This window comes from Roseobacter sp. FCG-D35 (assembly GCF_033436665.1).
Classification (GTDB): domain Bacteria; phylum Pseudomonadota; class Alphaproteobacteria; order Rhodobacterales; family Rhodobacteraceae; genus JAWQFO01.
The window spans coordinates 153751-180051 of the sequence record NZ_JAWQFO010000004.1 but is presented as its reverse complement, the minus strand read 5'-3'; the positions used below and the strand labels follow the sequence as shown (position 1 = coordinate 180051).

The 26301-nt window shown below is 67.2% G+C and carries 29 protein-coding genes; 21 read left to right on the top strand and 8 right to left on the bottom strand.

Annotated features, from left to right (window positions below; all coding sequences use genetic code 11):
- From R5H30_RS11780 to R5H30_RS11765, 4 genes are all read right to left on the bottom strand, one after another.
- Positions 1 to 1164, bottom strand: coding sequence for a serine hydrolase domain-containing protein (locus R5H30_RS11780; RefSeq protein ID WP_318328574.1), 1164 nt, complete (start codon positions 1162 to 1164; stop codon positions 1 to 3).
- A 28-nt stretch (positions 1165 to 1192) separates the two neighbouring features.
- Positions 1193 to 2233 (bottom strand): DUF2332 domain-containing protein, encoded by a 1041-nt coding sequence (locus R5H30_RS11775; protein WP_318328573.1) that lies wholly within the window; start codon positions 2231 to 2233, stop codon positions 1193 to 1195.
- Positions 2230 to 2919, bottom strand: a complete 690-nt coding sequence (gene pth, locus R5H30_RS11770) for an aminoacyl-tRNA hydrolase (RefSeq protein ID WP_318328572.1) — start codon at positions 2917 to 2919, stop codon at positions 2230 to 2232. Before pth ends, R5H30_RS11775 begins: the two co-directional genes overlap by 4 nt.
- Before the next feature lie 102 nt (positions 2920 to 3021).
- Complete coding sequence (locus R5H30_RS11765; protein ID WP_318328570.1) at positions 3022 to 3672, bottom strand: 50S ribosomal protein L25/general stress protein Ctc; 651 nt, start codon at positions 3670 to 3672, stop codon at positions 3022 to 3024.
- Between the two features lie 147 nt (positions 3673 to 3819).
- Between R5H30_RS11765 and R5H30_RS11760 the strand changes: the two genes are divergently transcribed.
- A complete protein-coding gene (locus R5H30_RS11760) occupies positions 3820 to 4989 on the top strand; it encodes an MFS transporter (RefSeq protein ID WP_318328569.1) in 1170 nt (389 codons plus the stop codon).
- Between the two features lie 3 nt (positions 4990 to 4992).
- Here the strand turns inward: R5H30_RS11760 and R5H30_RS11755 are convergent, their stop codons facing one another.
- From R5H30_RS11755 to trpA, 3 genes are all read right to left on the bottom strand, one after another.
- Entirely contained in the window at positions 4993 to 5604 is a 612-nt protein-coding gene (locus tag R5H30_RS11755) for a hypothetical protein (protein ID WP_318328568.1), read from the bottom strand.
- Positions 5605 to 5617: 13 nt separating this feature from the next.
- On the bottom strand, positions 5618 to 6784 hold the full coding sequence (locus tag R5H30_RS11750) for an alpha-hydroxy acid oxidase (protein WP_318328567.1): 1167 nt from the start codon (positions 6782 to 6784) through the stop codon (positions 5618 to 5620).
- Positions 6785 to 6878: 94 nt separating this feature from the next.
- Positions 6879 to 7670: a tryptophan synthase subunit alpha gene (trpA, locus tag R5H30_RS11745; protein WP_318328566.1), complete on the bottom strand. Its 792-nt coding sequence runs from the start codon at positions 7668 to 7670 to the stop codon at positions 6879 to 6881.
- A 237-nt stretch (positions 7671 to 7907) separates the two neighbouring features.
- On the opposite strand from trpA, the gene R5H30_RS11740 reads away from it, so the two are divergent.
- From R5H30_RS11740 to R5H30_RS11645, 20 genes are all read left to right on the top strand, one after another.
- On the top strand, positions 7908 to 8234 hold the full coding sequence (locus R5H30_RS11740; RefSeq protein ID WP_318328565.1) for a hypothetical protein: 327 nt from the start codon (positions 7908 to 7910) through the stop codon (positions 8232 to 8234).
- Between the two features lie 282 nt (positions 8235 to 8516).
- Positions 8517 to 9614: a redox-regulated ATPase YchF gene (ychF, locus tag R5H30_RS11735; RefSeq protein ID WP_318328564.1), complete on the top strand. Its 1098-nt coding sequence runs from the start codon at positions 8517 to 8519 to the stop codon at positions 9612 to 9614.
- Positions 9615 to 9740: 126 nt separating this feature from the next.
- Positions 9741 to 9842, top strand: a complete 102-nt coding sequence (gene pqqA / locus R5H30_RS11730; RefSeq protein WP_318328563.1) for a pyrroloquinoline quinone precursor peptide PqqA — start codon at positions 9741 to 9743, stop codon at positions 9840 to 9842.
- A gap of 26 nt (positions 9843 to 9868) precedes the next feature.
- On the top strand, positions 9869 to 10762 hold the full coding sequence (gene pqqB / locus R5H30_RS11725; RefSeq protein ID WP_318328562.1) for a pyrroloquinoline quinone biosynthesis protein PqqB: 894 nt from the start codon (positions 9869 to 9871) through the stop codon (positions 10760 to 10762).
- Positions 10759 to 11517 carry a pyrroloquinoline-quinone synthase PqqC gene (gene pqqC / locus R5H30_RS11720; protein ID WP_318328561.1) on the top strand — a complete coding sequence of 253 codons (759 nt, stop codon included), beginning with the start codon at positions 10759 to 10761 and terminating at the stop codon, positions 11515 to 11517. The genes pqqB and pqqC overlap by 4 nt, the downstream gene beginning before the upstream one ends.
- Positions 11514 to 11795 (top strand): pyrroloquinoline quinone biosynthesis peptide chaperone PqqD, encoded by a 282-nt coding sequence (gene pqqD, locus R5H30_RS11715; protein WP_318328560.1) that lies wholly within the window; start codon positions 11514 to 11516, stop codon positions 11793 to 11795. Before pqqC ends, pqqD begins: the two co-directional genes overlap by 4 nt.
- Positions 11795 to 12928: a pyrroloquinoline quinone biosynthesis protein PqqE gene (gene pqqE / locus R5H30_RS11710; RefSeq protein ID WP_318328559.1), complete on the top strand. Its 1134-nt coding sequence runs from the start codon at positions 11795 to 11797 to the stop codon at positions 12926 to 12928. The genes pqqD and pqqE overlap by 1 nt, the downstream gene beginning before the upstream one ends.
- 86 nt (positions 12929 to 13014) lie before the next feature.
- On the top strand, positions 13015 to 13998 hold the full coding sequence (locus tag R5H30_RS11705) for a hypothetical protein (protein WP_318328558.1): 984 nt from the start codon (positions 13015 to 13017) through the stop codon (positions 13996 to 13998).
- An 80-nt stretch (positions 13999 to 14078) separates the two neighbouring features.
- On the top strand, positions 14079 to 15044 hold the full coding sequence (locus R5H30_RS11700) for an AAA family ATPase (protein WP_412105135.1): 966 nt from the start codon (positions 14079 to 14081) through the stop codon (positions 15042 to 15044).
- Positions 15041 to 15937, top strand: a complete 897-nt coding sequence (locus tag R5H30_RS11695; RefSeq protein WP_318328555.1) for a DUF58 domain-containing protein — start codon at positions 15041 to 15043, stop codon at positions 15935 to 15937. Before R5H30_RS11700 ends, R5H30_RS11695 begins: the two co-directional genes overlap by 4 nt.
- Positions 15938 to 15941: 4 nt before the next feature.
- The gene (locus tag R5H30_RS11690; protein WP_318328554.1) at positions 15942 to 16325 is read left to right on the top strand and encodes a hypothetical protein; all 384 of its coding nucleotides are present in this window, start codon (positions 15942 to 15944) and stop codon (positions 16323 to 16325) included.
- Positions 16318 to 17268, top strand: coding sequence for a VWA domain-containing protein (locus R5H30_RS11685; RefSeq protein WP_318328553.1), 951 nt, complete (start codon positions 16318 to 16320; stop codon positions 17266 to 17268). Before R5H30_RS11690 ends, R5H30_RS11685 begins: the two co-directional genes overlap by 8 nt.
- Before the next feature lie 2 nt (positions 17269 to 17270).
- The gene (locus R5H30_RS11680; RefSeq protein WP_318328551.1) at positions 17271 to 18185 is read left to right on the top strand and encodes a VWA domain-containing protein; all 915 of its coding nucleotides are present in this window, start codon (positions 17271 to 17273) and stop codon (positions 18183 to 18185) included.
- Complete coding sequence (locus R5H30_RS11675; protein WP_318328550.1) at positions 18185 to 18868, top strand: tetratricopeptide repeat protein; 684 nt, start codon at positions 18185 to 18187, stop codon at positions 18866 to 18868. Before R5H30_RS11680 ends, R5H30_RS11675 begins: the two co-directional genes overlap by 1 nt.
- Entirely contained in the window at positions 18862 to 20055 is a 1194-nt protein-coding gene (locus R5H30_RS11670) for a hypothetical protein (RefSeq protein ID WP_318328547.1), read from the top strand. The genes R5H30_RS11675 and R5H30_RS11670 overlap by 7 nt, the downstream gene beginning before the upstream one ends.
- 121 nt (positions 20056 to 20176) lie before the next feature.
- Positions 20177 to 20899, top strand: a complete 723-nt coding sequence (locus R5H30_RS11665) for a response regulator (protein WP_318328545.1) — start codon at positions 20177 to 20179, stop codon at positions 20897 to 20899.
- 7 nt (positions 20900 to 20906) lie between these two features.
- Positions 20907 to 22076 carry an FIST N-terminal domain-containing protein gene (locus R5H30_RS11660; RefSeq protein ID WP_318328544.1) on the top strand — a complete coding sequence of 390 codons (1170 nt, stop codon included), beginning with the start codon at positions 20907 to 20909 and terminating at the stop codon, positions 22074 to 22076.
- A complete protein-coding gene (locus R5H30_RS11655; RefSeq protein WP_318328543.1) occupies positions 22073 to 24349 on the top strand; it encodes a hybrid sensor histidine kinase/response regulator in 2277 nt (758 codons plus the stop codon). Before R5H30_RS11660 ends, R5H30_RS11655 begins: the two co-directional genes overlap by 4 nt.
- Positions 24350 to 24398: 49 nt before the next feature.
- Positions 24399 to 25040 (top strand): hypothetical protein, encoded by a 642-nt coding sequence (locus tag R5H30_RS11650; protein ID WP_318328539.1) that lies wholly within the window; start codon positions 24399 to 24401, stop codon positions 25038 to 25040.
- Positions 25037 to 25384 (top strand): hypothetical protein, encoded by a 348-nt coding sequence (locus R5H30_RS11645; protein WP_318328538.1) that lies wholly within the window; start codon positions 25037 to 25039, stop codon positions 25382 to 25384. Before R5H30_RS11650 ends, R5H30_RS11645 begins: the two co-directional genes overlap by 4 nt.
- Before the next feature lie 7 nt (positions 25385 to 25391).
- Here the strand turns inward: R5H30_RS11645 and R5H30_RS11640 are convergent, their stop codons facing one another.
- The gene (locus R5H30_RS11640; RefSeq protein ID WP_318328536.1) at positions 25392 to 26186 is read right to left on the bottom strand and encodes a quinoprotein dehydrogenase-associated SoxYZ-like carrier; all 795 of its coding nucleotides are present in this window, start codon (positions 26184 to 26186) and stop codon (positions 25392 to 25394) included.
- Between the last annotated feature and the right edge of the window lie 115 nt (positions 26187 to 26301).

Below are 26301 nucleotides of genomic sequence, written 5' to 3'. Positions count from 1 at the left end.
TCAGAGACTGCCTGAGATCAGGCGAAACATCTCGATATTGCCGGCATCGACGCCGGGTTCGCGGAACGACCGGTCGGCGGCCGTCACCACGATGACAACGTTATCAATTTCATTGAAATAGATGTACTGACCGTAAATTCCACGGGCCAGATACTCGCCCGGCTGCGCCCCGGGCGGTATCCACCACTGGTAGCCGTAGCCGTAACGGCCCGGTTCCGTGGGCGCGCTCGCTGTCGTCGCCTCTTCCAGCCAGTCGGCGGGCACGATCTGCCGGCCCTGCCATGCGCCGCCCTGAAGCACCATCTGGCCGAAGCGGGCATAATCGCGGGTGGTCAGGTTGAGCCCGCCGAGCACGAAAGCGGTGCCGGTGCCATCGGTCAGGTAAAAAGGCTCGCCCTCGAGCCCGAGCGGTTCGACGATGCGCTCGCGCATGAGATCGACGACGGAGCGCCCGGCGGCTCCGCGGATCACCATGCCCAGCACGTGGGTGTCGATCGACACGTATTGCCAAGCGCTGCCGGGCTCCGCAAAGGTTTCGCTGAGACCGGCGGCGAACCCGTCCATGGTGCCGCCAAGGGCCAGCACGCGGCCCATCCGGTTGATATCCGAATCGTAGTCCAGGTAATCCTCGTCGAAGGTCACCCCGGTCGCCATGTTGAGCACGTTGCGCACCGTCGCGCCGTCATAGGCGGTGCCGCGCAGGGCGGGCGCATAGTCGGTCACCGGGTCGTCCAAGGAGGCGATGGCACCCTCGGCGACAACGGTGCCCGCCAGCGCCGACAGGAAGCTCTTGGAGAGCGACCAGCCGATGCGCAGGTCATCGGGTCCCGTTCCAAGTTGGTAATCCTCGTGCCGGATGGTGGCGTCCTTGAGCACCAGCAGCGAGGTGACGGAGCGTTCGTCCTGCCAGGACACCACGCTGTCCGGCAGGACAGCCCGTGGCCCCTCGGGCAGGGGCGAGATCGGACCCTCGCCGCGCGGCAGCGGGACGTGCAGGAAGGCCAGGTCCATGTGGCTGAAGTTCTCGACGATGTGCTCGGCGTCGAACAGCGAATTGACCGCCCAGAGGCGGCGGATCTGGTCTCGGTTCCAGAGGCCCAGGACGATGGCGGCGAGCAGAAGGGCAAAAAACGCGCGTAGCAGCCAGGTTCCGATGATGCGCACGTCTGACCCCTTTTCGCGCTGCGCGGGCTCAGCTGGCGCCGGCCCAGTCAATCCAACGACCGTGGAAATCGGCGCGCCCGAGGTGCAAGGTTTCATCGCCGGGCCAGAGTTTCAAGGTCAGTGCGGCGCCCTGTTTGCCGGTCGTGTCGCCGTCGCTTTCCATGGCGAGCCAGGCGAGCGGTGTAGAGTCGGTCGCGCGCCCGCCTGCGGCCTCGATCACTTTTTTCCCGTGGGCCTGCTGCTCGGCGGGAAAATACTGCCAGGCGACCGTGTGCTGGATCAGGTGCAGATGCCCTTCGCGCGGTGCGTCGAGCCGTGCTGCCAGCCAGTCGATCGCATCAGCCCGCACGAGGCGTGCGTCCATCACCTCGGCCGCGGCGCGGGTCAGCGCAAGGCGCTCCGGCTGGTCGGCCCAGAGGTAGGCGCAGAGCCGCATGAGGTTCTGCGGATCGCGGGGATCGAGAGGGTTGAGATCGACGCCCGCCCGGTCGACCACATCCGGCGCGGTGCGTGGCGGCACCGGGCCATTCCAGTCCGGGGCCAGCGTCAGGGCCGGATCGCGCGACCCCAGGGTCGCGAACCCGACCTTCAGGGCAAAGCGGTCCCACATCAGGTTCAGCCCGCCGCTGGCGCCGAGTTCGGAGAGCACCACGGGCCGGCGAAAGCGGGCTGCAGCGACATGCGCCCCGCCGATCAGCGCGGCCGAGCGGCGCACCTCGTTGGTCTGCGGCGGGCTCTCGATCCAGTCGAGAAGAAAGCCTTCGTGCGAACGCATCGCGTCGAGAAGTGCTGGCAGCAGCCGCGCGTCCGGCACGTGGCGCGGTGGAAAGACCTCTGCCAGGGCCGGGGCCCTCCGGGACAGCACGAGCGCGTGCAGCCCGCCGCCGATGCGCAACGGCACCGAAGCGCCGGACGGTCCCAGATCTCCCGAGAACCGTGCGATGCGGGCGTCGAGCGCTGTGTCCTGTGGCCAGTGATCGGCCAGCAGCCGGAACATCTGCGCCATGAAGGGCGAGCCGAGGCGTCCGCAGCTGTCAGATTGCTGCACGAACGCCTCGCGCAGGCTCACCGGAAGCGCTCCATCAGCCGTTGCAGGGGCGAGCGCGTGTCGGGGGCCTCTTCCGGCTCCGGATTGGCCTTTTTGGCGGCGGTGGCCGCACCGGATCTCGTGCCGGTGCCGGAGCGCGACGGCGCGGTGCGCTGGGAGACCGCGTTCATGAAGCGCGCCCAGTCGGCCCCGGCGAGGTCGGGCGCGCCATCAGAGATACCGCGCAGCAGGTCGTCGAGCCATTCGGCGTCCGCCTTCGGGAAGTCGTTCAGCACGTAACCCGGCACCGCATCCTTGTGACCGGGATGCCCGACGCCAAGCCGCACGCGGTGGTATTCGGGTCCGATATGCGCGTGCAACGAGCGCAGCCCGTTGTGACCGGCATGGCCGCCGCCGGTCTTGCACCGCAGCTTGCCCGGTCCGAGGTCGATCTCGTCGTGCAGGACGATCACGTCCTCGGGTTCCAGCTTGTAGAAACGCATCGCCGCCTGCACGGACTGCCCGGAGTTGTTCATGTAGGTCTCGGGTTTGAGCAGCACGACGCGTTCGGAGCCAAGCCTGCCTTCGGAGACCGCGCCCTGGAACTTCCCGCGCCAGGCCGGAAACCCATGGTCTTCGGCGATGCGGTCGAGCGCCATGAAGCCGATGTTGTGGCGGGTTCGGGCATATTTCGTTCCCGGGTTGCCGAGACCCACGATCAGTTTCATCCGCAAGCTCCTTGGTGGTCCGGATCAAGATAGCAAAGCACCGGCCGAAACGAAATACGGGGCCACGAAGGCCCCGTATCGTTCAGTCCGCTAGCTCCGAAATTATTCTTCGGCTTCCGCCTCTTCCGGGGCTTCTTCCTCGGCGACATCGGCGTCTTCCTCGTCTTCCGAGGCGGCCTTGAGGCCGGACGGCGCCGAGATCGTGGCGATCACGAAGTCACGGGCGATGGTCGGCTTGGCGCCCTGCGGCAGGTCGACCGAAGAGATCGTCACGCTTTCGCCGATCTGGATGCCGGAGACGTCGATGGTCACGTGATCCGGGATGTCTCCCGCGGTCACGACCAGCTCCACCTCGGGGCGGACCAGGTTCAGCACGCCACCCTTGCGCAGGCCGGGGCAGTTTTCCTCGCCCACGACCTCGACCGGGATGAAGAGGTTGATCTGGGTGGTGCGGCGCAGGCGCATGAAGTCGACATGCGTCGGCAGGTCCTTGACCACGTCGCGTTGCACGTCACGGCAGATCACGCGCACGTCGTCGTGGCCGTCGACCTTCATGTTGAACAGGGTCGACTTGAATCGGCCCGCGCGCAGCTTTTTGATCAGCACGTTGAACGGGATGTTGATCGGCAGCGGATCCACGTCGCCACCGAACACAATACCGGGAACCATGCCATCGCGGCGTGCCTGACGAGCGGCGCCCTTGCCTGTCCCCGTCCGTTCCCGGGCTTCAAGATCCGGAATCTCTCCAGCCATTTTGAACTCCAATAAGTTGAGGCGGGCATCCTCCAAGGCTGTATGCCCGCGTGAAGCCGCGCGTATAGAACGGTTTCCCACGCTTGGAAAGGGGTTTTTCTGCGGTCCCTGCTTGTGGCCGTCGCGCGCATCTGGCACGGCTGCGCCATGGGACTGATGGGGGATATCCGGCTGACGCGTAAGCCGCTCGCGGGCTTTGTCGTGATCGGCCTCGCCTGGTCGGTCTTCTTTGCCCAGATGCCGGTGATCAAGGCCGCGATCGGTGCCTCTGACGCGGTCTACGGCAGCGTCGTTCTGGTCGCCTCGCTGGGGGCGCTGTCCGCGATGTGGGTGGCGCCGCTGGCGCATCGCGTCGCGGGCGCGATGGCAATGCCGCTGGCGGCGCTCTGCGTCGCGCTCGGCACGATCGGCGCGGGGCTTTCGACCGGCCTCGCGTTGTTCGGCGCGTCTATGACGATGGTGGCCGTCGGTTCCGGCGTGCTCGACGTGCTGGCAAACGCCCGCTTCTCGGAACTCGAGGCACGCAGCGGGCGCTCGTTGATGAACCTCAACCACGCGCTCTACTCGTTCACCTATTTCGGCGGCGCCGTCACGGCCGGCCTGCTGCGCGAGTTGCACTGGAGCCCGGTCGAGATCTTTTCGCTGCTCGCCGTGCTGGTTCTCGGGCTCGGCATCTTCATGCGTGACGCGGCCCCCGAAGACACCCGCGACGTCGAGCAGGCCGCGCCGGGCCTGTTGCCGGGGCCGCTGGTCTATCTTGCCGGCGCGGTCGTGCTGGTCGCGTTCCTGTCCGAGTCGGCCGCCGAGGCCTGGTCGGCACTGCATCTCGAGCGCACGCTGGGCGGCCGCGCCGCGGAAGGGGCGATGGGCCCCGCGATCCTCGGCCTGACGATGGGGATCGGTCGGCTTCTGGGGCACGCGGTCTCGCGCCGGTTCGCGGACACGACGCTGATCGCTTTGGCGTTCCTGATCTCGGGCGCGGGACTGGCGGTGGCCGGGCTCGCCCCGACGATCGCCGTGGCCTACCTTGGTTTCGCGCTGGGCGGTCTGGGGATCTCGGTCGTGGCCCCGGTGGCCCTGGCGCTGGTCGGCAGGATCGTTCCGCCCTCGGTGCGGCTGGCGGCGATCAGCCGTGTATCGGTGATCGGATACGGCGCGTTCTTCGCCGGGCCGCCGCTGATGGGCTTCACCTCCGAGCTTTTTGGTTTGCGCATGGCCTTCTGCCTCGTCGCGGCGCTGCTCGCCCTCGCCGCGGTCGCGCTCGTGCCTCTGCTCGCCAGGCGCATCACCGTCGGGACGATGCCCGAGCGCGCCTGACCGTCAGCGTTTCAGGTATCCGCCCGCCGCGATCAGGCGGTCATGGAGGTCGAAATCCGCGGCGCGGACCTCGCGCAGCCTGGCGACCACCGGGTCCGAAAGCCGTGCCTCGGCCTGCGGCGACACGTTGCGCTGATCGACCGACACCGGCGCGCCGAAGCGGGCTTCGAGGAAGTCGAGGAAGGCCTGCGGCGTTTCGTAGGCAAAGAGGTGATCGACCAGCACGTCGCCGGTGTCCGAGGTGAGAAAGCGGAACTGGCTCCCGACGTCGGCACGGGGTGGCGGAGTGTCCGAGATGGCGTCCGAGACGAAGTCATCGAAGCTCATCCCCGCGGTCGACCGGTCGGTGCCGTGCAGGCGCGGGGCCGTGCGGTAGCGGTACCAACTGGCCAATTGCGCGACGGGATCGCGCATCACCGCAACGGTTTCCAGCCGGGTGCGAAAGGTTTCGGCCACGAATGGCGCGACCCGGCGCTGGAAACGGCGCGCCGGCATGTGCTTGCGATCCCGCGCGAACACGATGTCGGCACGACCCGACAGCGCGCTCTCGACGGCGGTCGTGCCGGTCTTGGGTGTCGCGAGGTAGGCGAGGCGCTGCTCGAGAAAGATCAGCATCGCGCCGCCCCGGTCAGTCCTGCCAGCGGCCTTCGAAGTCTTCCGGGATCAGCAGGTTGTGCCGCCCGAGATTTTCGACGCGGGTCTCGCCGCACAGCGCCATCGTGGTGTCGAGCTCCTTGTGGATCACCTCGAGCGCTGTAGCGACGCCCTTCTGGCCCATCGCGCCCAGCCCGTAGATATAGGCGCGCCCGACGTAGGTGCCTTTTGCCCCCATTGCCAGCGCCTTGAGCACGTCCTGGCCCGATCGGATGCCGCTGTCGAGATGCACCTCGACCGTTTCGCCGACCGCGTCGACGATCGGACGCAGCATCCGGATCGAGGACAGCGCCCCGTCAAGCTGGCGCCCGCCGTGGTTCGACACGATGATCGCATCCGCGCCGACCTTCGCGGCCATCCGGGCATCTTCGGCGTCGAGGATGCCCTTGAGGATCACCTTGCCGCCCCATCGCTCCTTGATCTTGGCGACTTTGTCCCAGTCGAGCGAGGGATCGAACTGTTCGGCCGTCCAGGCGCTGAGTTCGGAGGTGTCGGACACGCCCTGCACATGGCCGACGATATTGCCGAACTCGCGCCGCTTGGCGCCGAGCATCTCGATGCCCCAGCCCCATTTCGTCGCGAGGTTCGCAATGGTCTTCGCAGTCAGCTTCGGCGGCGCGGAAAGGCCGTTGCGGATGTCCTTGTGACGCTGCCCGAGGATCTGCAGATCGAGCGTGATCACCAATGCCGAGCATTTCGCCGCGCGCGCCCGTTCGATCAGACGTCCGACGTAGTCCTCATCGCGCATGGTATAAAGCTGGAACCAGAACGGTCGGGTGGTCGCCTCGGCCACGTCCTCGATCGAATTGATCGACATGGTCGAGAGCGTGAACGGGACACCGAAAGCCTCGGCCGCCCGCGCCGATTTGATCTCGCCGTCGGCGCATTGCATCCCGGTCAGCCCGACAGGTGCAAGACCGACCGGCATCGATACCTCCTCGCCGATCATCGTCGCGGCGGTGCTGCGTCCGCTCATGTCCACGGCGACGCGCTGGCGCAGCCGGATCTTCTCGAAATCGGTGGTGTTGTCGCGGAATGTCTGCTCGGTCCAGCTGCCGGATTCGGCATAGTCGTAGAACATCCGCGGCACCCGGCGCTCGTGCAGCTTCTTCAGATCGAGGATGTTCGTGATGGCAGGCATGGCAGGTCTCGCTGGTGTGGTCGCACCTGATTAGCGAGGCCTCGCCGCAAGCGCAATTGCCCCGGGGATCAGCCGGTCCCGGGGCAGGGCCGGGTCAGGCGGAATGCGCCCCGTCGGCCAGCCCCTTCACGAAGGCCAGCACGTCCGCCGCGGGTTCTCCGGCGCCGATCTTCTTGACGATGGCCGAGCCCACGACGACGCCGTCGGCGACACTTGCGATCGCCTGCGACTTTTCCGGCGTGGTGATGCCAAAGCCCACGACGACAGGCAGTCCGGCAGCCTCGCGGATCCGCGCCACGTCCGGGGCCACATCGCCGGCCTCGGCCTCGGCGGCCCCGGTAATACCGGTGATCGAGACGTAGTAAACGAAACCGGAAGTGTTCTGCAGCACGCGCGGCAGGCGCTTGTCGTCGGTTGTGGGGGTTGCGAGACGGATGAAGTTCAGCCCGGCGGCCTGTGCCGGGATGCAAAGCTCGGCATCTTCCTCGGGCGGCAGGTCGACGACGATCAGCCCGTCGATGCCAGCCTCCACCGCGTCTTTCAGGAAGCGTTCGACGCCGCGGCTGTAGATCGGGTTGTAATAACCCATCAGCACGATCGGCGTGGTGCTGTCCTGCGCGCGGAAGGCCCGGGCGAGGTCGAGCGTCTTCGCCAGCGTCTGCCCGGCTTCCAGCGCGCGCTGACCGGCCAGCTGGATCGTCGGCCCGTCGGCCATCGGGTCGGTGAAAGGCAGGCCCAGCTCGATGATGTCGACGCCGGCGTCCGGCAATCCGCGCACGATCTCGAGCGAGGTGTCGTAATCCGGATCGCCTGCCATGACATAGGCGACGAAGGCCTTCTTCTCCTCGGCCTTCAGGCGCGCAAACGTGTCGTCGATCCGGGTCATCGCATCCTCGCAGTTGGTCCGGTCCCTCTTGGAGATTGCGGCATGGAAAATCAAGTCGGGTTGTCCCGGCGGGTGCCGGGCACTTGGTTGTGCGGTGACGCGCACAAACCCCATCACTTTGCGAGTATCGAGCATTGGCGAAGGGGCGGCGCGACCCCATATCAACGCTGCGGGCTCAGTGCCCAACCCGGCTCTTCGCCCGTCGACGTCACGCTACGGACGGAAAGGAGAGCATCCATGTTCAAGCGTCTATTCGCCCTTGCACTTGTCTTCGGAGCGGCTGCTACCGCGCCGCCGGCCGAAACTCTCGATCCCGCGCAATTCGCCGCCATCAGATGCGCTCCGCGTGACCTGATCGTCGAGCGGCTGGAAAGCCGTTACGAGGAACACGCGAAGGGTGCGGGACTGCAGACCGACACCCGGCTGATCGAACTCTGGTCCTCGAAAGGCGGTGCCACTTGGACGATCCTGCTGACCACGCCGGATGGCCGGACCTGCATTCTGGCAGCGGGCGAGCACTGGACCGATTACCCGCTTCCGCCCGCGCTGGGCGCACCGTCCTGAGCTCGCATCGAGCGGTACCCAAAAGCCGACGCAGGTAGGCTTTCGCGGCCTTCTACAGGATCATCCAAAGCACGCCGAAACGGTCGGTCAGCGCGCCGAAGACCTTCGGTTTCAGCGGCATCCGGATCTCGCCGCCTTCCCTCAGCGCCTTCCGCCACCAACGCGGGATGGAGCCGTCATGCGCGCAAATTCTCGCGGGCCCGAGCTTCGCAGCTATCGGCTTGCGGCAAACCCGCGCGCGGCATAGATACGGGCGCGATTTTCGAGATAGGAGTGCGCGAGATGGGTTTCAGGATGGGTATCGTCGGGCTGCCGAACGTCGGCAAGTCCACGCTCTTCAACGCGCTCACGCGCACTGCGGCGGCGCAGGCCGCAAACTTCCCGTTCTGCACCATCGAGCCCAACGTCGGCGAGGTCGCGGTGCCGGATGCCCGTCTCGACCGGCTGGCAGAAATCGGCAAGTCGAAGCAGATCATTCCCACCCGTATGACCTTCGTGGACATCGCCGGTCTGGTGAAAGGTGCCTCGAAGGGCGAGGGGCTCGGCAACCAGTTTCTCGCCAACATCCGCGAGGTCGACGCCATCGCCCATGTGTTGCGCTGCTTCGAAGGCGGCGACGTGACCCATGTCGAAGGCCGCGTCGACCCGGTGGCCGATGCCGAAACCATCGAGACCGAGCTGATGCTCGCCGACATCGAAAGCATCGAGAAGCGGATGCAGAACATCGTCCGCAAGGTGCGCGGCGGCGACAAGGAGGCGGTTCAACAGGAACGGCTGCTGAAATCCGCGCTCGAGGTGCTCGAGGCGGGCAAACCGGCGCGCGTCGTCGCGGTCGACGACGAGGACCGGCGCGCGTGGAAAATGCTGCAGCTTCTGACCAGCAAGCCCGTGCTCTACGTCTGCAACGTGAGCGAGGAAGAGTCCGCTACCGGCAATGCGCATTCCGAGGCGGTTGCGGCCATGGCGGCCGAACAGGGCAATGCCCATGTCGTCATCTCGGCGCGGATCGAGGAAGAGATCAGCCAGCTCGATCCCGAGGAGCAGTCGATGTTCCTCGACGAGATGGGTCTGAGCGAACCGGGGCTCGACCGGCTCATCCGCGCCGGCTACGACCTTCTGCATCTCGAGACGTACTTCACCGTCGGCCCCAAGGAGGCCCGGGCCTGGACGATCCGGCAGGGCACCACCGCGCCGCGCGCCGCCGGAGTGATCCACGGCGATTTCGAAAAGGGCTTCATCCGGGCCGAGACGATCTCTTACGACGATTTCGTGGCCCTGGGCGGTGAGCAGGCCGCCAAGGAAGCGGGCAAGATGCGGGCCGAGGGAAAGAGCTACGTCGTCAAGGACGGCGACGTTTTGCATTTTCTGTTCAATACCTGATCCTAAAGGCCGCGCGAGACCCCGACCAAGGTCCCGGTTCTGTCCTCTTATTTTGCTCTTAGAACATATTCTTTGACTGAATCGGTTTTCGGACCCACATTCAGTGCAGTCACAAGGAGGATACCAATGGCCTGGACGAAACCCGTTCTCCGCGAAATCGAATGCGGAATGGAAATCAACATGTACGGTCCCGAGGGCGAAGATCGCACCCAAGAAGACCTGTTCTGATATCTGAGTGCGCGGGAGGCTGAGAGGTGTTCCGCGCATTTGTTTTGGGGGCGGCCGCCGGCGGCGGGCTGCCCCAATGGAATTGCGGTTGCGAGAATTGCAATCTTGCGCGCAGCGGTGACATTCCCGCCCAATCCCAGTCGTCGATTGCGATAACCGCAAACGGATCGGACTGGGCCATCCTCAATGCCTCGCCGGACATCCGTGACCAACTCGCCCGGACGCCGGCGCTACATCCGACCGACCTGCGGGTCAGCCCGCTGAAGTCGGTCCTGCTGACCAATGGCGACATCGACCACGTTGCTGGCCTGCTGACGCTTCGCGAGCAGCAACCGTTCCGCCTTTTCGCCACGCGCGAAATCCATGACGTTCTGGCCGACAACCCGATCTTCGCGGCCCTCAGGCCGGAGATCGTGAACCGGCGGACGATCCGGCTCGGCGAAAGCTTTGAACTGGTTGAGGGCGTCGAGGCGGAACTGTTCGCCGTGCCCGGCAAGGTGCCGCTTTATCTCGAGGGCGAGACCGTCGTGACCGACCTCGAAGGCGAACAGACCGTGGGCGTGAGACTGCGTGCAGAAGACAAGACGGCCTTCTATATCCCCGGCTGTGCCACAATGCGCGCCGATCTTGGCGCGCGTCTGTCGGGCGCCGATCTGGTGATGTTCGACGGCACGCTCTGGCACGACGACGAGATGGTCGAGGCCGGGCTGAGCCACAAGACCGGCCAGCGCATGGGGCATATGTCGATGTCCGGGCCGGACGGGTCGATGGCGGCCTTTCGCGATCTCGACATCAAGCGTAAGGTCTACGTACACATGAACAACACCAATCCTGTCCTGCGCCCCGGCTCGGACGAACGCGCCGAGGCCGAGCGGCAGGGCTGGACGATTGCCCGCGACGGCATGGAGATCGAGATATGACGCCGGACGCCCAGAGCTTCGAGGCCCGCCTGCGCCAGATCGGGGCGGAGCGGTATCACGACAAGCACCCGTTCCACCACCTGCTGCATTCGGGCGGTTGCACGCCCGACCAGGTGCGGGCGTGGGTGATAAACCGTTTCTATTACCAGGCGCGCATCCCGATGAAGGACGCGGCCTTCATGAGCCGCGTGCACGATCCCGACCTGCGCCGGGCCTGGCGCTCGCGGATCGAGGATCATGACGGCACCGCCGAGAACGAGGGCGGCATCCGGCGCTGGCTGCGCCTGGCGGATGCGGTCGGGCTTGACCGCGACTACGTGGCCAGCACCGAGGGTGTGCTGCCGGCGACGCGGTTCGCCGTCGACGCCTACGTGCGCTTCGTGCGGGACGAGACGCTGCTGGAAGCCGTCGCCGCATCGCTGACCGAGCTTTTCGCACCCAAGATACATGCCGCCCGGATCGAGGGGCTGCTGGCGAACTACGAATTCGCCGACGACTCCAGCCTGTCCTACTTCCGCAACCGGCTGCAGGAGGCACCGAAGGACGTGGCCTTCGGGCTGCAATGGGTGCTCGACCACGCGGACACGCAGGAAAGGCAGGACGCGGCGGCGCGGGCGCTGATCTTCAAGACCGATGTGCTCTGGTCGCAGCTCGACGCGCTGCATTCGGCCTATGTCGAGCCGGGCCGGGTTCCGCCCGGCGCCTGGCAGCCCGGCACCTATCTTGCGGAAACGCCACAGGCCCAGGCCTCATGAGCGCAGTCGCGCCGGAAGAGGTCCCCGTGATTCCGCGCGGCGTGCGCCTGCATCACGACCGGGTCCGCGACCAGTGGGTTCTGCTGGCGCCGGAACGCGCTGTGGCGCTCGACCCGGTCGGGCATGCGATCCTGGCCGAAATCGACGGCTCCCGCAGCTTCGGCGCGATCACCGAAAGCCTCGCCGCGAAATACGACGCACCGGTTGACCAGATCGCCGCCGATGCGGGCGGGTTCCTGCGCAGCCTGATGGATCGGCGCATTCTGGAGGTGGCGTGATGGACGGCGCAACGCTCGAGGACCTGCGCAGCGAAGGCCGCCGTCGCGGCATTCCGGCCCCGATCGCGATGCTGGCGGAACTGACCCATCGCTGCCCGCTGTCCTGCCCCTACTGTTCGAATCCGATGGAGCTCGCGCGCAAGAGCCGCGAGCTCGAGACCGGGGACTGGGTGCGCGTGTTCCGCGAGGCCGCGGACCTGGGGGTATTGCAATTGCACCTGTCGGGCGGCGAGCCGGCCTCGCGCCGCGACCTCGTCGAGTTGGTCTCCGCCGGCCGCGACGCCGGGCTCTACACCAACCTCATCACGTCCGGGATCGGCCTGACCGAGCGCCGACTGCGGGATCTCGACGCGGCCGGGCTCGATCACGTGCAGCTGTCGCTGCAGGGAACGGATGCGGCCATGGCCGACCGGATCGGCGGCTACGACGGAGGTTTCAAGCGCAAGATGATGGTCGCCGAGTGGATTCGCGACATCGGCTTTCCACTCACCCTGAACGCGGTGGTGCATCGCATGAACCTGCACCAGCTGCCGCGCGCCATCGAGATGGCGCTGGAAATGAACGCCCGCCGTATCGAGGTCGCGATCGTGCAGTTCCATGGCTGGGCAATGGTCAACCGCGACGCGATGATGCCGACGAAGGCGCAGGCCGGGGAGGCGGCGCGTATCGTCGCCGAGGCCCGCGAAACCCTGAAAGGCCGGCTGGTCATCGATTTCGTGCCCGCGGATTACCACGAGGACTATCCCAAGCGCTGCATGGGCGGCTGGGGCAACTCAGGCCTCAACGTCGCACCCGATGGCGAGGTGCTGCCCTGCCATGCCGCCCAGACGATTCCGCACCTGAAGTTCGACAACGTGCGCGACCGCGCGCTCTCCGAGATCTGGTATCTCGGCACTGCCTTCAACGCCTATCGCGGCGAGGATTGGATGCAGGAACCCTGCCGGTCCTGCCCACGCAAGAAGATCGACTTCGGCGGCTGCCGCTGCCAGGCGATGGCGCTGGCGGGTGACGCCGCGGCCACGGACCCGGTCTGCGTCAAGTCGCCCCTGCACGCCGAATTGCAGGCCCGCGCCGCGGCCTTTGCCGCAAACGACAAGGCCGAGTTGACCCATCGCGGTCAGCCTGCCACCTGATCCGCGGCTTGGCGCGCGCCGTATCCTTCCCGGAAAGCGCCGGCGCCGAAGGTCCGGCACAGGTCGGAAAGGATGTGCCGAAAAGGGTGACGGGTTTCAGCGCAAACAGCTTCATCAGGGGGTGCGCCGCATGGCTCGCCGGCGCCCTTCTGGCAGTGTTTCTGGCAAATCCCGTAACGGCCGGTGCGCGCTCTGATCTGGTTCGGCCGGACCGCAGCGACTATCTGAACCTCGCCCGCAGCGGCTGGGTTTTCGAGTTCAACACCCGGCGCATGCGCCGGCCCGCCGACCTGCCGCCGATCCGGTTCGATAGCGCCGAGGTGGCGACGGGCGAGATCTGCCTCTTCGGTGACCCGCCGAAAGCGCTGTCACGCCAGATCATCCATAGCTTCACAGAATTGCTGCGCGAGGTCTACGAGCGCCGGCTTGCCGTGACCTTCGCAGGCCGCGAGATCGAGAATTGCCCGCCGCACCAGCGCGTCTATATCCGGCTCTATTCGGGCGCGCCGCCCTATGCGCGGCTCAACGCCGACCTGCGGCTGCTCGACCGCGAATTCGACATCCGGTTTCCGCCGAACTGGAACGAGCCGGTACGATCTCCGGCGCAAGCCAACGGCTTTTTCGGGCGCAGGGGCGCCTCCGCGCACCTTCTGATCAGCCAGCCGCCGACAGACGAGATGAGTGACCTCCAGCGCGACTACTACACCTCGATCCTGGTCGAGGAGCTGTTCCAGGTCGTGAGCTTCGGGGCTGATATCCTCAAGGCGGACCGTGAAAGCCCGTTCCTGTCCAAGCTGCAGGAGGCGCCGGTGAACCTGCGCTACGTGCCGTGGAATTCCGAGCGCTACATGACGGGCCTTTTGCGCAGCAACCCCAAGGGGCTCTGCGGTTTCGACGTGTTCATGCTGCACGCGCTCGCCGCCGCCGATCTCGAAAGCGCCAATTCGGCGGAACTGCTCGACTTCATCGAGACCCATTTCGACGATCTGCGCGCCCGGACCGAACGGACGCTCCGCCATGCCGCCTATGCGCCGATGATCGACAGCAGCTGCGCGCCGCTGCCGGACTGACGCGTCGGCTTCCGACCTTGGGCGGTATGGCATTCGTGCGCGGCACGGCGCACACTCTGGCCGGGCAGGACGGGAGGAGACTGAAAGTGCTCGACGCAGACAGGCGCGACCGGCACGGGCAGATCGCTGCGCTTCGGGATTGGCTGGAGGCCGGGCTGATCGGCAGCGAACGGCTGGTCGAACGTATGCTGATCGGCCTGCTGTCGGGCGGCCACCTGCTCGTGGAAGGCGCGCCGGGCCTGGCGAAGACCCGCGCCGCCAAGCTGTTGGCCAGCGCGCTTGGGGGCAGTTTCGCGCGGGTGCAATGCACACCGGATCTGCTGCCCACCGACCTGACCGGAACCGATGTCTTCAATCCCGAAACCGGGCGCTTCGCCTTCGCACCGGGGCCGGTGTTCCGCAATTTCGTTCTGGTCGACGAGATCAACCGCGCGCCGCCCAAGGTGCAGTCGGCTCTGCTCGAGGCGATGGCCGAAACGCAGGTGACGAGCGGCGGCGTGACCCACGCCCTGCCACGCCCCTTTCTGGTGATCGCCACGCAGAACTCGATCGAGCACGAGGGCACCTTCCCGCTGCCCGAGGCGCAGCTCGACCGTTTCCTGATGCACACCGTGCTCGACCTGCCGGATCTCGAGACCGAGCGGCGCATCCTCGATCTCGTCGAGAGCGAAATCGCGTCCGGCGTGTCCGAACCGCCCGCGCTCGGGCCTGACACGGTGACGTCGGTGCGCCAGGACGTCGCCGGCATTCATCTCTCGCCGGCCCTGCGCGACTACATCGTGCGCCTCGTGGTCGCCACACGCAGCGCGCCTTTCGATGCCGAGGTCGAACACGCGGTCTCTCCGCGCGGGTCGCTGGCGCTGGCCGCGGCGGCACGGGCGCGGGCCTACCTTTCGGGGCGCGATCACGCCTTGCCCGAGGATGTCGAAGACCTCGCGGGCGACGCGCTGGCGCACCGCATGGTGCTGCGCTGGGCAGCCCTTGCCGACGGGCGGACACCGCGCGCGGTGGTCGCGGACGTCCTTGCAGCCACGCCCGCGCTGTGACCGGGGGCGACGGTATCCACCTGACCTCCGAGCTGCTGATCGCGCAGCGCGCGGCCTTGCGGGCGTCCCCTGCGCGGTCGCAAAACGTCAGCGCCCTGCCGGGTGGGTTCGAGATCCGCAAACGTGGGCAGGGCCAGGCGGTGGCCGACAGTCGGCCCTATGCGCCGGGCGACGACATGCGGCATGTCGATCGGGGTGCCACCGCGCGGTCCGGCAAGCTGCACGTGCGCACCTTTCACGAGGAACGCGACCGGGTGAGCTTTCTCGTTGCGGATTTCCGTCCCTCGATGCTCTGGGGCATGCGCCGTGCCCTGCGCTCGGTCGCCGCCGCCGAGGCGCTGGCCTGGATCGGCTGGCAGGCGGTGGATGCCGGAGGGCGCGTCGGCCTGCTGGCCGTCACCGCGCAGGACAGCGTCATCGTCGGTACTCGCGGCGGTCCCCGAGGCATGCTGGCGGTGATCGGCGGGCTGGTGCGCGCGCACGCGACGGCGCTTTCCCGGGCGATGCAAGCGGGGTCGGACAGGCAGACGCTGGCGCCCGAGCCGCCGCTCGATGCGGCGCTTGCCGGGCTTGCCCGGATCGCTTCGCGCGGGGCCGCGGTGACCCTTGCCAGTGCGCTGGACACTCCAGGGGTGGGGCTCGAACCCCTACTTGGCGAACTCGCGCAGGGCCGCGCGGTGCGCATCCTGCGGATCGAGGACGCGGTGTTGCGTGACCTTCCCGCCGGGGTCTACCCGCTGCGCGGCCCGGATGGCCGGCGCCGCAGCGCCCGCTTCCGCGCACCGCCCGCTGAGCCGCACCAGGGAACCGGCTTTGCCGGGCTCGAGACGCTGCCCATCGATGCGGGCGCACCGCCGGGGCCTGCGCTGTTGCGCAGCGGGCTTCAGGGGTAGGGCGATGGAGACCAACGGGATCGACCGCGAGACGATGCTGGCCAGCCTGCACGACATCCGGTTGCCGCCCACCGCCTCGGGCGGGCTTCTGGCAGACCTCCTCGTTGCAGTGGCGCTGGGACTTCTCGCGGCCTTCGCTGTGGCGCTTGTCCTGCCGTGGCTGTCGCGGCCTCGCACGCCGACCGGCGCGACCAGCCTCGCAGAGCGTGCCGCCGAGTTGCGGGATCTGCCTGAGACCGACCGTGCGCTTGCGCTGCTCCACCTGGGGCGCGAAGCGGGCCTCGATCTCACGGAGGCGCGGCGCGACCGGCTCTACGCACCCGGCGTCTTCCCTGAGGCGCGCGCACTGCAGGCCCGCCTGCTGCAGGCCGAACACGCCGATGGCTGACTTCGCGCAACCCCTTCTGCTGCTGCTTCTGCCGCTGCCGGTTCTCGTGCGTCGCTTTGCACCGGTGGCGTCGCGGATCGGCACTGCCCTGGTGGTCCCGGAAGGCGTCGGTCGCCACATCCTCGCCGGGGCGGCGGGCAGCGCGGGCCGCCCCTCGCGCCGGCTGATCGCCCTGTGGCTGGCCTGGACGCTGCTGGTGGTCGCACTGGCCGGTCCGCGGGTGTTGGCCCCGCAGGCGGCGCTGCCGATGTCGGGGCGCGACCTGATGCTGGTTCTGGATCTCTCGGGGTCGATGGTGCGCGACGATTTTACGCTCGACGGCACTAGCGCCACGCGCCTCGAGGTGGTGCGCCGCGTCGGCGCGGAATTCGCCCGTGCGCGCGAAGGCGACCGGGTGGGCCTCGTCGTCTTCGGCTCCGAGGCCTACGTCGCCTCGGCGCCCAGTTTCGACGCCGAAGCCGTTGCGCGCGCCATCGAGGAGATGGAGATCGGCATCTCCGGGCGCGCGACCAACATCTCGGACGGGCTGGGGCTGGCGCTCAAGCGGCTGGAAGCATCGGATGCCGAGTCCCGCGTCGTGATCCTTCTGTCAGACGGGTCGAACAATGCCGGCGCGGCCACCCCGCGCGAGGCGGCGGCGCTCGCCGGGCGGATGGGTGTGCGCGTCCATACCATAGCGCTCGGGCCGCTGTCGCGCGACGAGGCCCCCGAGGACCGCGGCGTAGTGGATGTCGAGACCCTGCGCGCGATGGCGAAGCTGAGCGGCGGCGAGATGTTCCGCGTACGCACGACCGAGGACCTACGCGCTGCCGCCCGAACGCTCGACGCGCTCGAACCGACGGCGCGGGCCGGATTGGCGGCGCAGACCCACCGTGCGCTCTGGCCGTGGCCGGGTGCCGCCGCCTTGCTGCTCTGCCTCTGGATCGGGACGCGGGAGCGGTGACGTTGGCGGATATCGTCCTGCTGCGCCCGCTCTGGGTGCTGGCGCTGCCGGTCGTCGTCGCGCTGGCGGTGCTGGCGCACAGACACGCATCGCGGCCCGGCAACTGGGACGACCAGATCGAGCCGCACCTGATGTCGGCCCTCGCACGCATGGGCCGTGTCGAGCGTGGCCGCACCGGCAGCGGCGCGATGCTGCCCTTTGCCGTCGCCGGTCTGATCGCGCTGGCACTGACCGGGCCGGCCCTGCAGCGCGACACCGCGCGGACGTTCCGCAACCTCGACGGCGTTGTCTTCGCGGTCGACGTCTCCGGCTCGACCACCCGCGATCCGGCGTGGGTCTCGGCGGTGACCCTGTTGCGCGGCGCGCTGTCGGGACTGGGCGGGAAGCCCGCCGCTCTCGTGGTCTATGCCGGCGACAGCTACCTCGCCGCTCCGCTGACCACGGATCATCTCCAGCTCGGCCAGACGGTCTCGCTGCTGGACGAGACGACCGTGCCGGATCGAGGCAACCGGCCCGAACTTGCGCTGGCACTGGCTGCGCGCCTGCTCGAAGAGGCCGCGGTCCTTGACGGCCAGGTCGTGCTGGTGACCGACGGCGAGGGGCTGGGCCCGGAGAGCCTGGAGCAGGCCGCACGGATCGCGGCGAAGGGCGCCTCTCTGTCGATCCTGCGTCTCGATACCACCGTGTCGGGCAATGCGGCGCCCATGGCCGAACTTGAAACGGTGGCCCGCGTCGGCGGCGGCAGCGTCCATTCGACCACGGATATCGCCAGTTTCGTCGCCGCGGTTTCGGACACGCAACCGGAGCTGCTGGCGCAGCGTGACCTGCGGCTCCTGTTTTACGAGGATTACGGTCGGTATCTTCTCAGTCTCGCCTTGCTGCCGATGCTGATGCTCTTTCGACGGGACGCCGCCTGATGCGCCGGGTGCTGCTTGCCGGGGTGGCGATGTGCCTCCTGTTGGCCACGCTCCTGGGTGGAACGGCCCCGGTCGGGCGCGTCGCCCTGGCTCTTGGCCTGCCCGGCATCGCTGCGCCGTTCTTCTCGGACCCATATTGGCGCGGCGCGGCGGCTTACCGGTCCGGCGCCTTCGATGCGGCGGCCGAGGCCTTCACCGCCGCCGGGCCCGCAGCGCTTTTCAACCTCGGCAATGCGCAGGCGATGCGCTCCGAGTACGCAGCCGCCCTCGAGGCCTTTGACCTGGCCCTGCTGCGCGGGCCCGACCCGCAGGCACAGGCCAACTTCGACCTTGTCCGCACCTTCTACGGGGCCACCGCGCTCGACCCGGCGGCGGTGATCTTCCGCACCGAACGCGAGGGCGCGACCGAGGAGTCTTTCGTGGCGCGTGGCGCGGCCCGGGGCGCCGGGACCGGAGACGAGGTGACCAACACCGCCACCGCGCCCGACCTACTGGAACTCGAGAGCCACGGCAATCTCGGCGTCCGGCGCATCTTTGACGACCTGAGGATCGTTGCAAGCCCGCGCTGGCTGGCGACGCTCGAGGATGTTCCCGGCGCGTTTCTCGGCGCCCGGATCGCCGCCGAACACGAGCGGCGTAGGAAAGCGGGTACGGGCCAGGTGCCGGAGGAAACCGAATGGTAGGCCTGCGCGTGATTGTGTTTGTCGCTCTGCTTTTTCCGGCCCTTGCGCTGGCCCAGTCGCGTGCGGTCGATCCCGACGACCTTTCGCTGACCGTGACCATGGAGCCGTTGGCCGAGACGCCCTACCGGCGCGAGATGATCCTGCTGACGATCCACGGGGTCTACAAGCGCCACATTACCCGCGAGAAGCTGGTGCAGCCCGATCTGGAGGGGTTCAACTGGATGCAGCTGGGCGAGGACTACTGGTACGACAGCATGCGCGACGGACGACCGGTGAAGAACATGCGCCGGCGCATGGCGGTCTTTCCCGAGACCACGGGCCGGTTGCGGATCGGCGGGTTCAAGCACCGGCTGACCCTGCTCGACGAGAGCAACAAGTGGTTCGAACACGTGGTCGAGGCGGAGCCGATCGAAATCGAGGTTCTGCCCGAACCTGCGGGAGATGGCGGCTGGTGGTTTCCCGTGCGCCGCCTCCAGATTGCCGACAACTGGTCGAATGCGCCCGACCAACTGGCGCCGGGAGAAGGCGTGCTGCGGGTGATCCGGGTCTCGGCGCTGGGCGCAAGCCCGGACATGCTGCCGCCGATGCCGGAACTGACCTCGCCGTCCGCGCTGATCTTCGCGCATCCCGAAAAGCGTCTCGTCGACCTGACACCGGACGGGCCCGAGGCGGTGGCCTTCTGGCGCTGGACGATCACGCCCACCAACGGGCGTTCGGCGATCCTCGAACCGGTTTCGTTCGACTATTTCGACACGGTCGCGCGGGTGTCGCGCGAGGTGGTCATCGCACCGCAACGCGTCGCCTTCGGCACGGTCACGCCCGAGACGACGGCGCAAGCTGACGCTCTGCCACCGCAGCCGAGGCAGAGTCCCGAACTTCTGATCACGGCTGCGCTGCTGGCTTTTGCGGCGGCCTGCGGCCTGTTTCTGCGTAAGCGCACGATGTCGCTGGACGGTTTGCGCGCGCGCTGGCGTCGCTTCGGGCTGCGCCGCGCCCTGCGCCGCGGTGCCGGTCGCGGTGATCTGCCGGCCCTGCGCCGCGCGGCCTGGGCGCTGGACCGTGCCGAACCGCCCTCTGACATGCGCCGAGCCTTGCTGCGCAGGCTCGACGACGATCTTTTCGGGCGGCGTCCCACGGCGACCGATCTCGGACGCTTCTACCGGGAGTTCTGCCGGACGCTGGGTTAGCCGAGCTAGGTATGGAGGCGCGGAATCCGGCGATTTTCGGCTCAAATCGTGGAGTTGCGCCGACAAGTTTACTTGTCTGCGGCCCGGAAATCGTGAACCATCGTATCCGGGAGGACTACCAATGAAGCATTCAGCAGACCGCGAAAAGCCGGTCTCGATCCGGCTGACGCTCGTCGTCGACGATCATCCGCTTTATTGCGACGCGATGGCGGCGTCGCTGAAGTCGCTGTTCGACGTCGGTCAGGTGCGGACCGTGAATTCTCTGCGCGAGGCCGTCGCCGCACTGGCCGGTGGGATGGTGCCGGACCTCGTCATGCTCGATCTCAAGTTGCCGGACGTGACGGGGCTGAGCGGCTTTCTCAAGCTCAAGGAGATGCTGCCAGACGTGCCGATCCTGATCATCTCGGCGGACTCCTGCGACGACACGATCCAGGCGCTGATGGACGCGGGCGCGGTCGGGTTCATTCCCAAGGACGCGCCGCGCACGGTGATCGCCGAGGCGCTGGAGCGTGTGCAGGACGGGTCGAAGTACCTGCCGCCGGGCTTCGTGCCGCAGGCCCGCCCGGATCGCTACAACGTCGAGCTCAAGGAGATCTCGAAGCGGATCGCCGATCTCACCCCGCAGCAAAGCCGCATCATGAGCCTGATCTGCGCCGGCAAGCCGAACAAGCAGATCGCCTACGAGCTGTCACTGGCCGAAGCCACCGTCAAGGCTCATATCACGGCGCTTTTGCGCCGACTGGGCGTGCGCAACAGGACCCAGGCCGCCGTTCTGGTCAACAGCGTGGCCTTCGACCGGCAGGACGCGCCCGGTGACGGCAATCCCGGCGCGCTCCTGAGCTGACGGGCAGGTGGACGCGGTCCCGCAGGATCTCGAAAACGCCTTCCGCATGGTCTCGGTGGGCGTATCCGCCGCGCGCGAAGCCGAGGCGGCGGTTGCCGAGGCCGCCGGGGCGTTGGGCGACCGGGCAAGCTGTTTCGTGCTTGCCTTCGTTCCCGAGTGTCTCGATCACCAGGGCGTGGCGCAGGCGCTGAACCGGCATCTGCCGCAGACACCGGTTTTCGGCTGTACCAGCGGCGGCCAGATCACGCCCAACGGCTACGAGGACAGCGCGCTGCTGCTGGTCGGCTTCCCGCGCGAGCATTTCCGCGTCGCCTCGACGCTGTTTCACCCGCTCAAGCCGGTGTCGATCGAGAACACCGCGCGCCAGGCCAAGACGCTGGCCCAGCGGTTCCGAAGCACGGCCCACTGGCGGCGCTTCGGGCTGATCTTCGCAGACGGGCTCTCCAAGCAGGAGGACATGCTGGTCGCCGCGCTCGATGCCGGTCTTGGCGACATTCCCGTGGTCGGCGGCTCCGCCGGGCACGGGCTGTCCTTCGACGTGACCTACATTCTGCATGGCGGGCAGTTCCGCGAGAACGCGGCGCTGTTGCTGATCATCGAGACCGACCTTGCCTTTGAAAGCATCGAGTTCGACCATTTCCTGCCGACCGAGCGCCAGATCGTCGTGACCGAGGCCAACCCGGAAGACCGGGTGGTGCAGGAGATCAACGGCACACCGGCGGCCGAGGAATACGCGCGCCTGATCGGCTGCGCACCGGAAGACCTGTCGCCACGGGTCTTCGCCGAGAACCCGGTGCTGGTGCGCAATCTCGACAGTTGGCACGTGCGGGCGATCCAGCAGGTCGGCGACGACGGCTCGCTGGCCTTCCTGTCCGCGATCGAGAACGGGCTGATCCTGACGCTGGCGCGGGGAAAGGCGATCATCGAAACGATGGAGGCCGAACTCGACCTGCGCGGGCGCAAGGGCGAGCGGCCCGATTTCGTGCTCGGTTTCGACTGCGTGCTGCGGCGGCTCGAGATCGAGCAGAAGCAGCTCTCGGCAGAGGCATCGGGTGTGCTGCGCCGCGGCCGCGTGCTGGGCTTCAACACCTACGGCGAGCAGCACGGCGGCATCCACATGAACCAGACGTTCGTCGGCATCGCCTTCTACCCGCCAGACGGGGAGATGGAACTGTGATCGACCGCGATCTTCCGCTGGAAACCCAGGTCGCCAAGCAGGACAAGATCATCCGCGCGCTGATGGAACGCGCCAACCAGCGCCACGAGCTTGGCCGCTCGGCCTATTCGCTGTTCCAGTCGGCGATCACCCTGCAGGGCAAGGTTTCGGAAAAGACCCGTGATCTCGAGGACGCGCTGACCACGCTCGGGCGCGCCAGCAACCAGCTCGAAACCTCCGAGGAGGCGCGGTTCCGCACCGAACAGAGCCTGACCGATGCGCTGGAATCGATGGAAGGCGGGTTCGCGCTTTTCACCGAAGGGCGGCTGCGGGTCTTCAACGACTTCTTCAAGCGCCTGATCCCGGATGCGCGCGCCCTGATCCAGCCGGGGCTCACGCTCAACCGATATTTCAAGGCAGTCAGCAACAGCCGCGACATCTCTCCGCGCGACGAGGCCGACCGGCTCAACGTTGCCAGCGCCGCCATGCGCCACGAGGCAGAGGCAGCGCCGCCGTTTGTGTTCGCACTGAAGAACGACCGCTGGTTCGTCATCACCTTCCGCCAGACCAGCAACAACAACACCGTGGTGCTCCAGACCGAGATCACCGCGATCGTGCGCTCGAACCGGCTCGAGAAGGACCGGCTCATCGACGCACAGGAGCACTTCTTGAAGGCGGCGTTCGACAACATGCCGCAGGGTGTCTGCACCTTCTCGTCGGACGGAACGCTGCTGATCTCGAACGCGCGGTTCGCAAGCCTCCTGGTCCTGCCGCTGCAACTCACGCGCGCAGGAACCTCCTACGCGCAGATCGTCGAGTACCTCAACGCCAAGATCCTGATCGGCGCGGTCCCGCAGGGCAATTACGAGGGGCTGACGCGCTACCTGCGGCGCAACGGGCGCCTGCATCTGCGCGAGAGGCACGTGAACGGTCCGGTTCTCGACATCGACGTCGATCCGTTGCCCGACGGCGGCAGCATCGTGAACGTCGTCGACGTGACGGTGCAGTCGCAGACCACCGAAGAGCTCGAGAACCGGGTGCGGGCGCGCACGCAGGAACTGACCAACGTCAACACGATGCTGCGGCGCCAGTACGAAGAACAGGCGCGGGTCGAGGAGGACCTTCGCGTCGCCAAGGCCGAGATCGAGGCGGCGATGAGTTCCAAGACACGGTTCTTCGCGGCCGCCTCGCACGATCTTCTCCAGCCGATCAATGCTGCCAAGCTGATGATCTCGTCATTGGGCGACATGGCGGTGGGCACGGTGATGGAGGAAACCGTCAAGCGGCTCGACGGCTCGTTCCAGTCGATGGAGGGGCTGCTGCACGGGCTGCTCGACATCTCGCGGCTGGAATCGATGGACATGAAGCTGCCGATCACGGACTTCGCCATCGACACGATCCTCGCCAACGTCGCCGAGGACATCGGGCCTCTGGCCGCCGAGAAGGGCCTGCGCCTCGACGTTGTGCCGTCGCGCGCCTGGGTCCGGTCGGATCGGCGCTACCTCGCGCGTTCGGTCCAGAACCTCGTGACCAACGCGATCCAGTACACCGAAACGGGTCGGGTCCTTGTCGGCTGCCGGCGGCGCGGAGGGCAGGTCGTGGTCGAGGTCTGGGACACCGGCATCGGGATTTCCAAGCGCGACCAGCAGCGCATTTTCCAGGAGTTTACCCGCGTCGATCCGGCCTCGGGTTCGGGCTACGGGATGGGTCTGGGCCTGTCGATCGTACAGCGCGCCTGTGCCCATCTCGGCCACACGGTGTCGGTGAGATCAAAGCCGGGTGTCGGATCGGTCTTTGCCATCACCCTGCCGATGGTGGCCCCGTCGGAGCCCGCGACACGACGCGACGGCCGCGGCTCGGACGGGCAGGGCGCCGATATGGACCTGATCGTGCTGCTGGTCGAGAACGATCCGGGCGTGCTGTTCGCGATGACCCAGAAGCTCGAGACCTGGGGCGCCAGCGTCCTGGCCTGCAATTCGACCGCCGAGGCCATGCGACAGGTCTCGGACATCGGCATGAGCCCGGACATCATCCTCGCCGACTATCAGCTCAACGGCGCGGACACCGGGGTCGAGACCATTCTCGGCGTGCGCGAGAGCACCGGCGAGGACATTCCGGCCATAATCATCACCGCCAACCAGGATGCCGCGATCAAGGACATCGGTGCGGCGCACCGCTTTTCGGTGCTGACCAAGCCGGTGAACCTGTCCCGCCTGCGCGCACTGATCGACTGGAAGACCCGCCCGGCCGCTGCGCAGGACGGCGCGCGGCGCTACGACGAAAGTCTGCGATGACCCGCCCACGCCGCGCGGTAGCCTTCGGGACGATGCAAAGGATCTGCGCATGAAGCCCCTTCTTGCCCTCTTGATCGTACTTCTGGCCGCCGCTCCGCTGCGCGCGTCCGGACCTTACGACCTGATCTTCAAGACCGGCACGCTGTCCGACCTCTCGGGCGCGGATACGTTGATCTACGACCGCCGCGTCGAGATCGGCGATAACCCCGACTACGCGGCGCGCAACACTGGACAGGTGGAGCTTGATTTCCAGCCCGACGAGATGGCGCGCCTGCGCTTTTTCAAGGACGGCAAGCATCGCAAGGTCGGCCTGTTCCCGGCGACCGTCGGCAACCCGATCGTGATGTATTTTGTCGAGACGGTGCTGCGCGACGTGGCGCAGGAGGCGGGCGGCAGCCCGTTCTACATTCGCAACCGGATCAAGGACGCCCTGATCCAGGAGGCGCCGGTCGAAGAGGTGACGGTGAACGTCGACGGCGCGGAGATCGCCGCCCAGCGGGTGACCCTGCGCCCCTTCGAGCATGACAAGAACCGCCCCAGGATGGGGCCTTATGGCGACCTTTCGTTGACCTTTACCATGTCCGAGGCGCTGCCCGGCTGGTACGGCTCCCTTGTTGCCGAGGCCCCGGCGAAGGACGGTCGCGCAGGCTACCGCAATGCCCTGACCCTTGTCGCGGGAGAGGATGGGTGAAGACGCTGGCGGGCCTTCTCTGCGCGCTTTTGGCCAGCCCGGTCGCGGCCCAGAGCGTGGCCGAACGGCTCAACGACTACCCGACCGTGGCCCGCGCCGACTACGTCTTCGGCTGCATGGCCGCGAACGGGCAGGGGCGGGACATGCTGGAAAAATGCGCCTGCTCGATCGACCACATCGCCGAGATTCTGCCTTACGAGAAATACGTCGAAGCCGAGACCGTGCTGTCGATGCGCCTGACGGGCGGCGAGCGCATGGCGGTCTTCCGCAGCGCCGCCGTAGCGCAGACGCTCGTTGCCGACCTGCGCCGGGCGCAGGCCGAGGCGGAGATTCTCTGCTTCTAGGGGCGGGTCAGCTTTCCGCGCTTTTCTGCAGCTCCTGCTCGAAGACATTGCCTTCGGTGTCGTGCGCCCGGACGCGCAAGGATTCGGCCCCGTTGTCGCGGTAGAAGAACCGGAAGACCGGGTTTTCGCTGACCGAGATGCCGCCCTCGAGCGTGAAGAGCACCTCGTCGCCCTGGAAGACTTCCAGCTTGTCGATGAAATGCGCCGAGATAAAGAGTTGCGTGATCTGGTCGCGTTGCAGGCCCGAGTAGTTCGGGTGCCGGATCATGATCTGCGCCTCGCGGCGCTGGCCCGACATCATCGGCGTGTCGTCGAAATGCCGCAAGCGCATCTGGCCCATCGAGGCAAGGGCGACCTCCGGGTCGCGCGAGGCCGGGGCGGAACAGCCGCCCGAGGCCTTGACGAAGCGTCCGTTCATGTAGGTCTCGCCCCCGGCCTCGGCCAGCACGCGTACGTTGGAATACTGGTCGACACGCACCCGCAGCTCGAAGTCCAGCGGCTGCATCGCGGGTGAAAAGCGCAGGTCGGCGGCCATCGGTGCAGGGTTCTCGTCAATGATGACCGTGGCGCGCTCGATCGGGGTGGCGTCTTCCGGCTGCGAAATGGCGATCGGAACGGTTGCGGCGTCGTTGGCGCGGTAGGGTGCATCGACCTCGAACAGTGCCGATCCGTCCTTCGGCGGCACATCGACGAAGTCGGGCTTGAGGTAATCCCAACTTTCGCCGTTAATCAAGGGGTTGTCCTTGGCGAAGGCCGGCTGGAGCGCGAGCGACACAGCGACTGCGGCGATCAGGTATCTCATCGGATCCTCCCAAATCTGGGCGGATATCTACCACGAAACACGATCCGCGGGAATTGATCCCTTGGGATGCCTCGCGCGGACGTGAAGCCGGACCTACGATGGACCCCTGTCGACG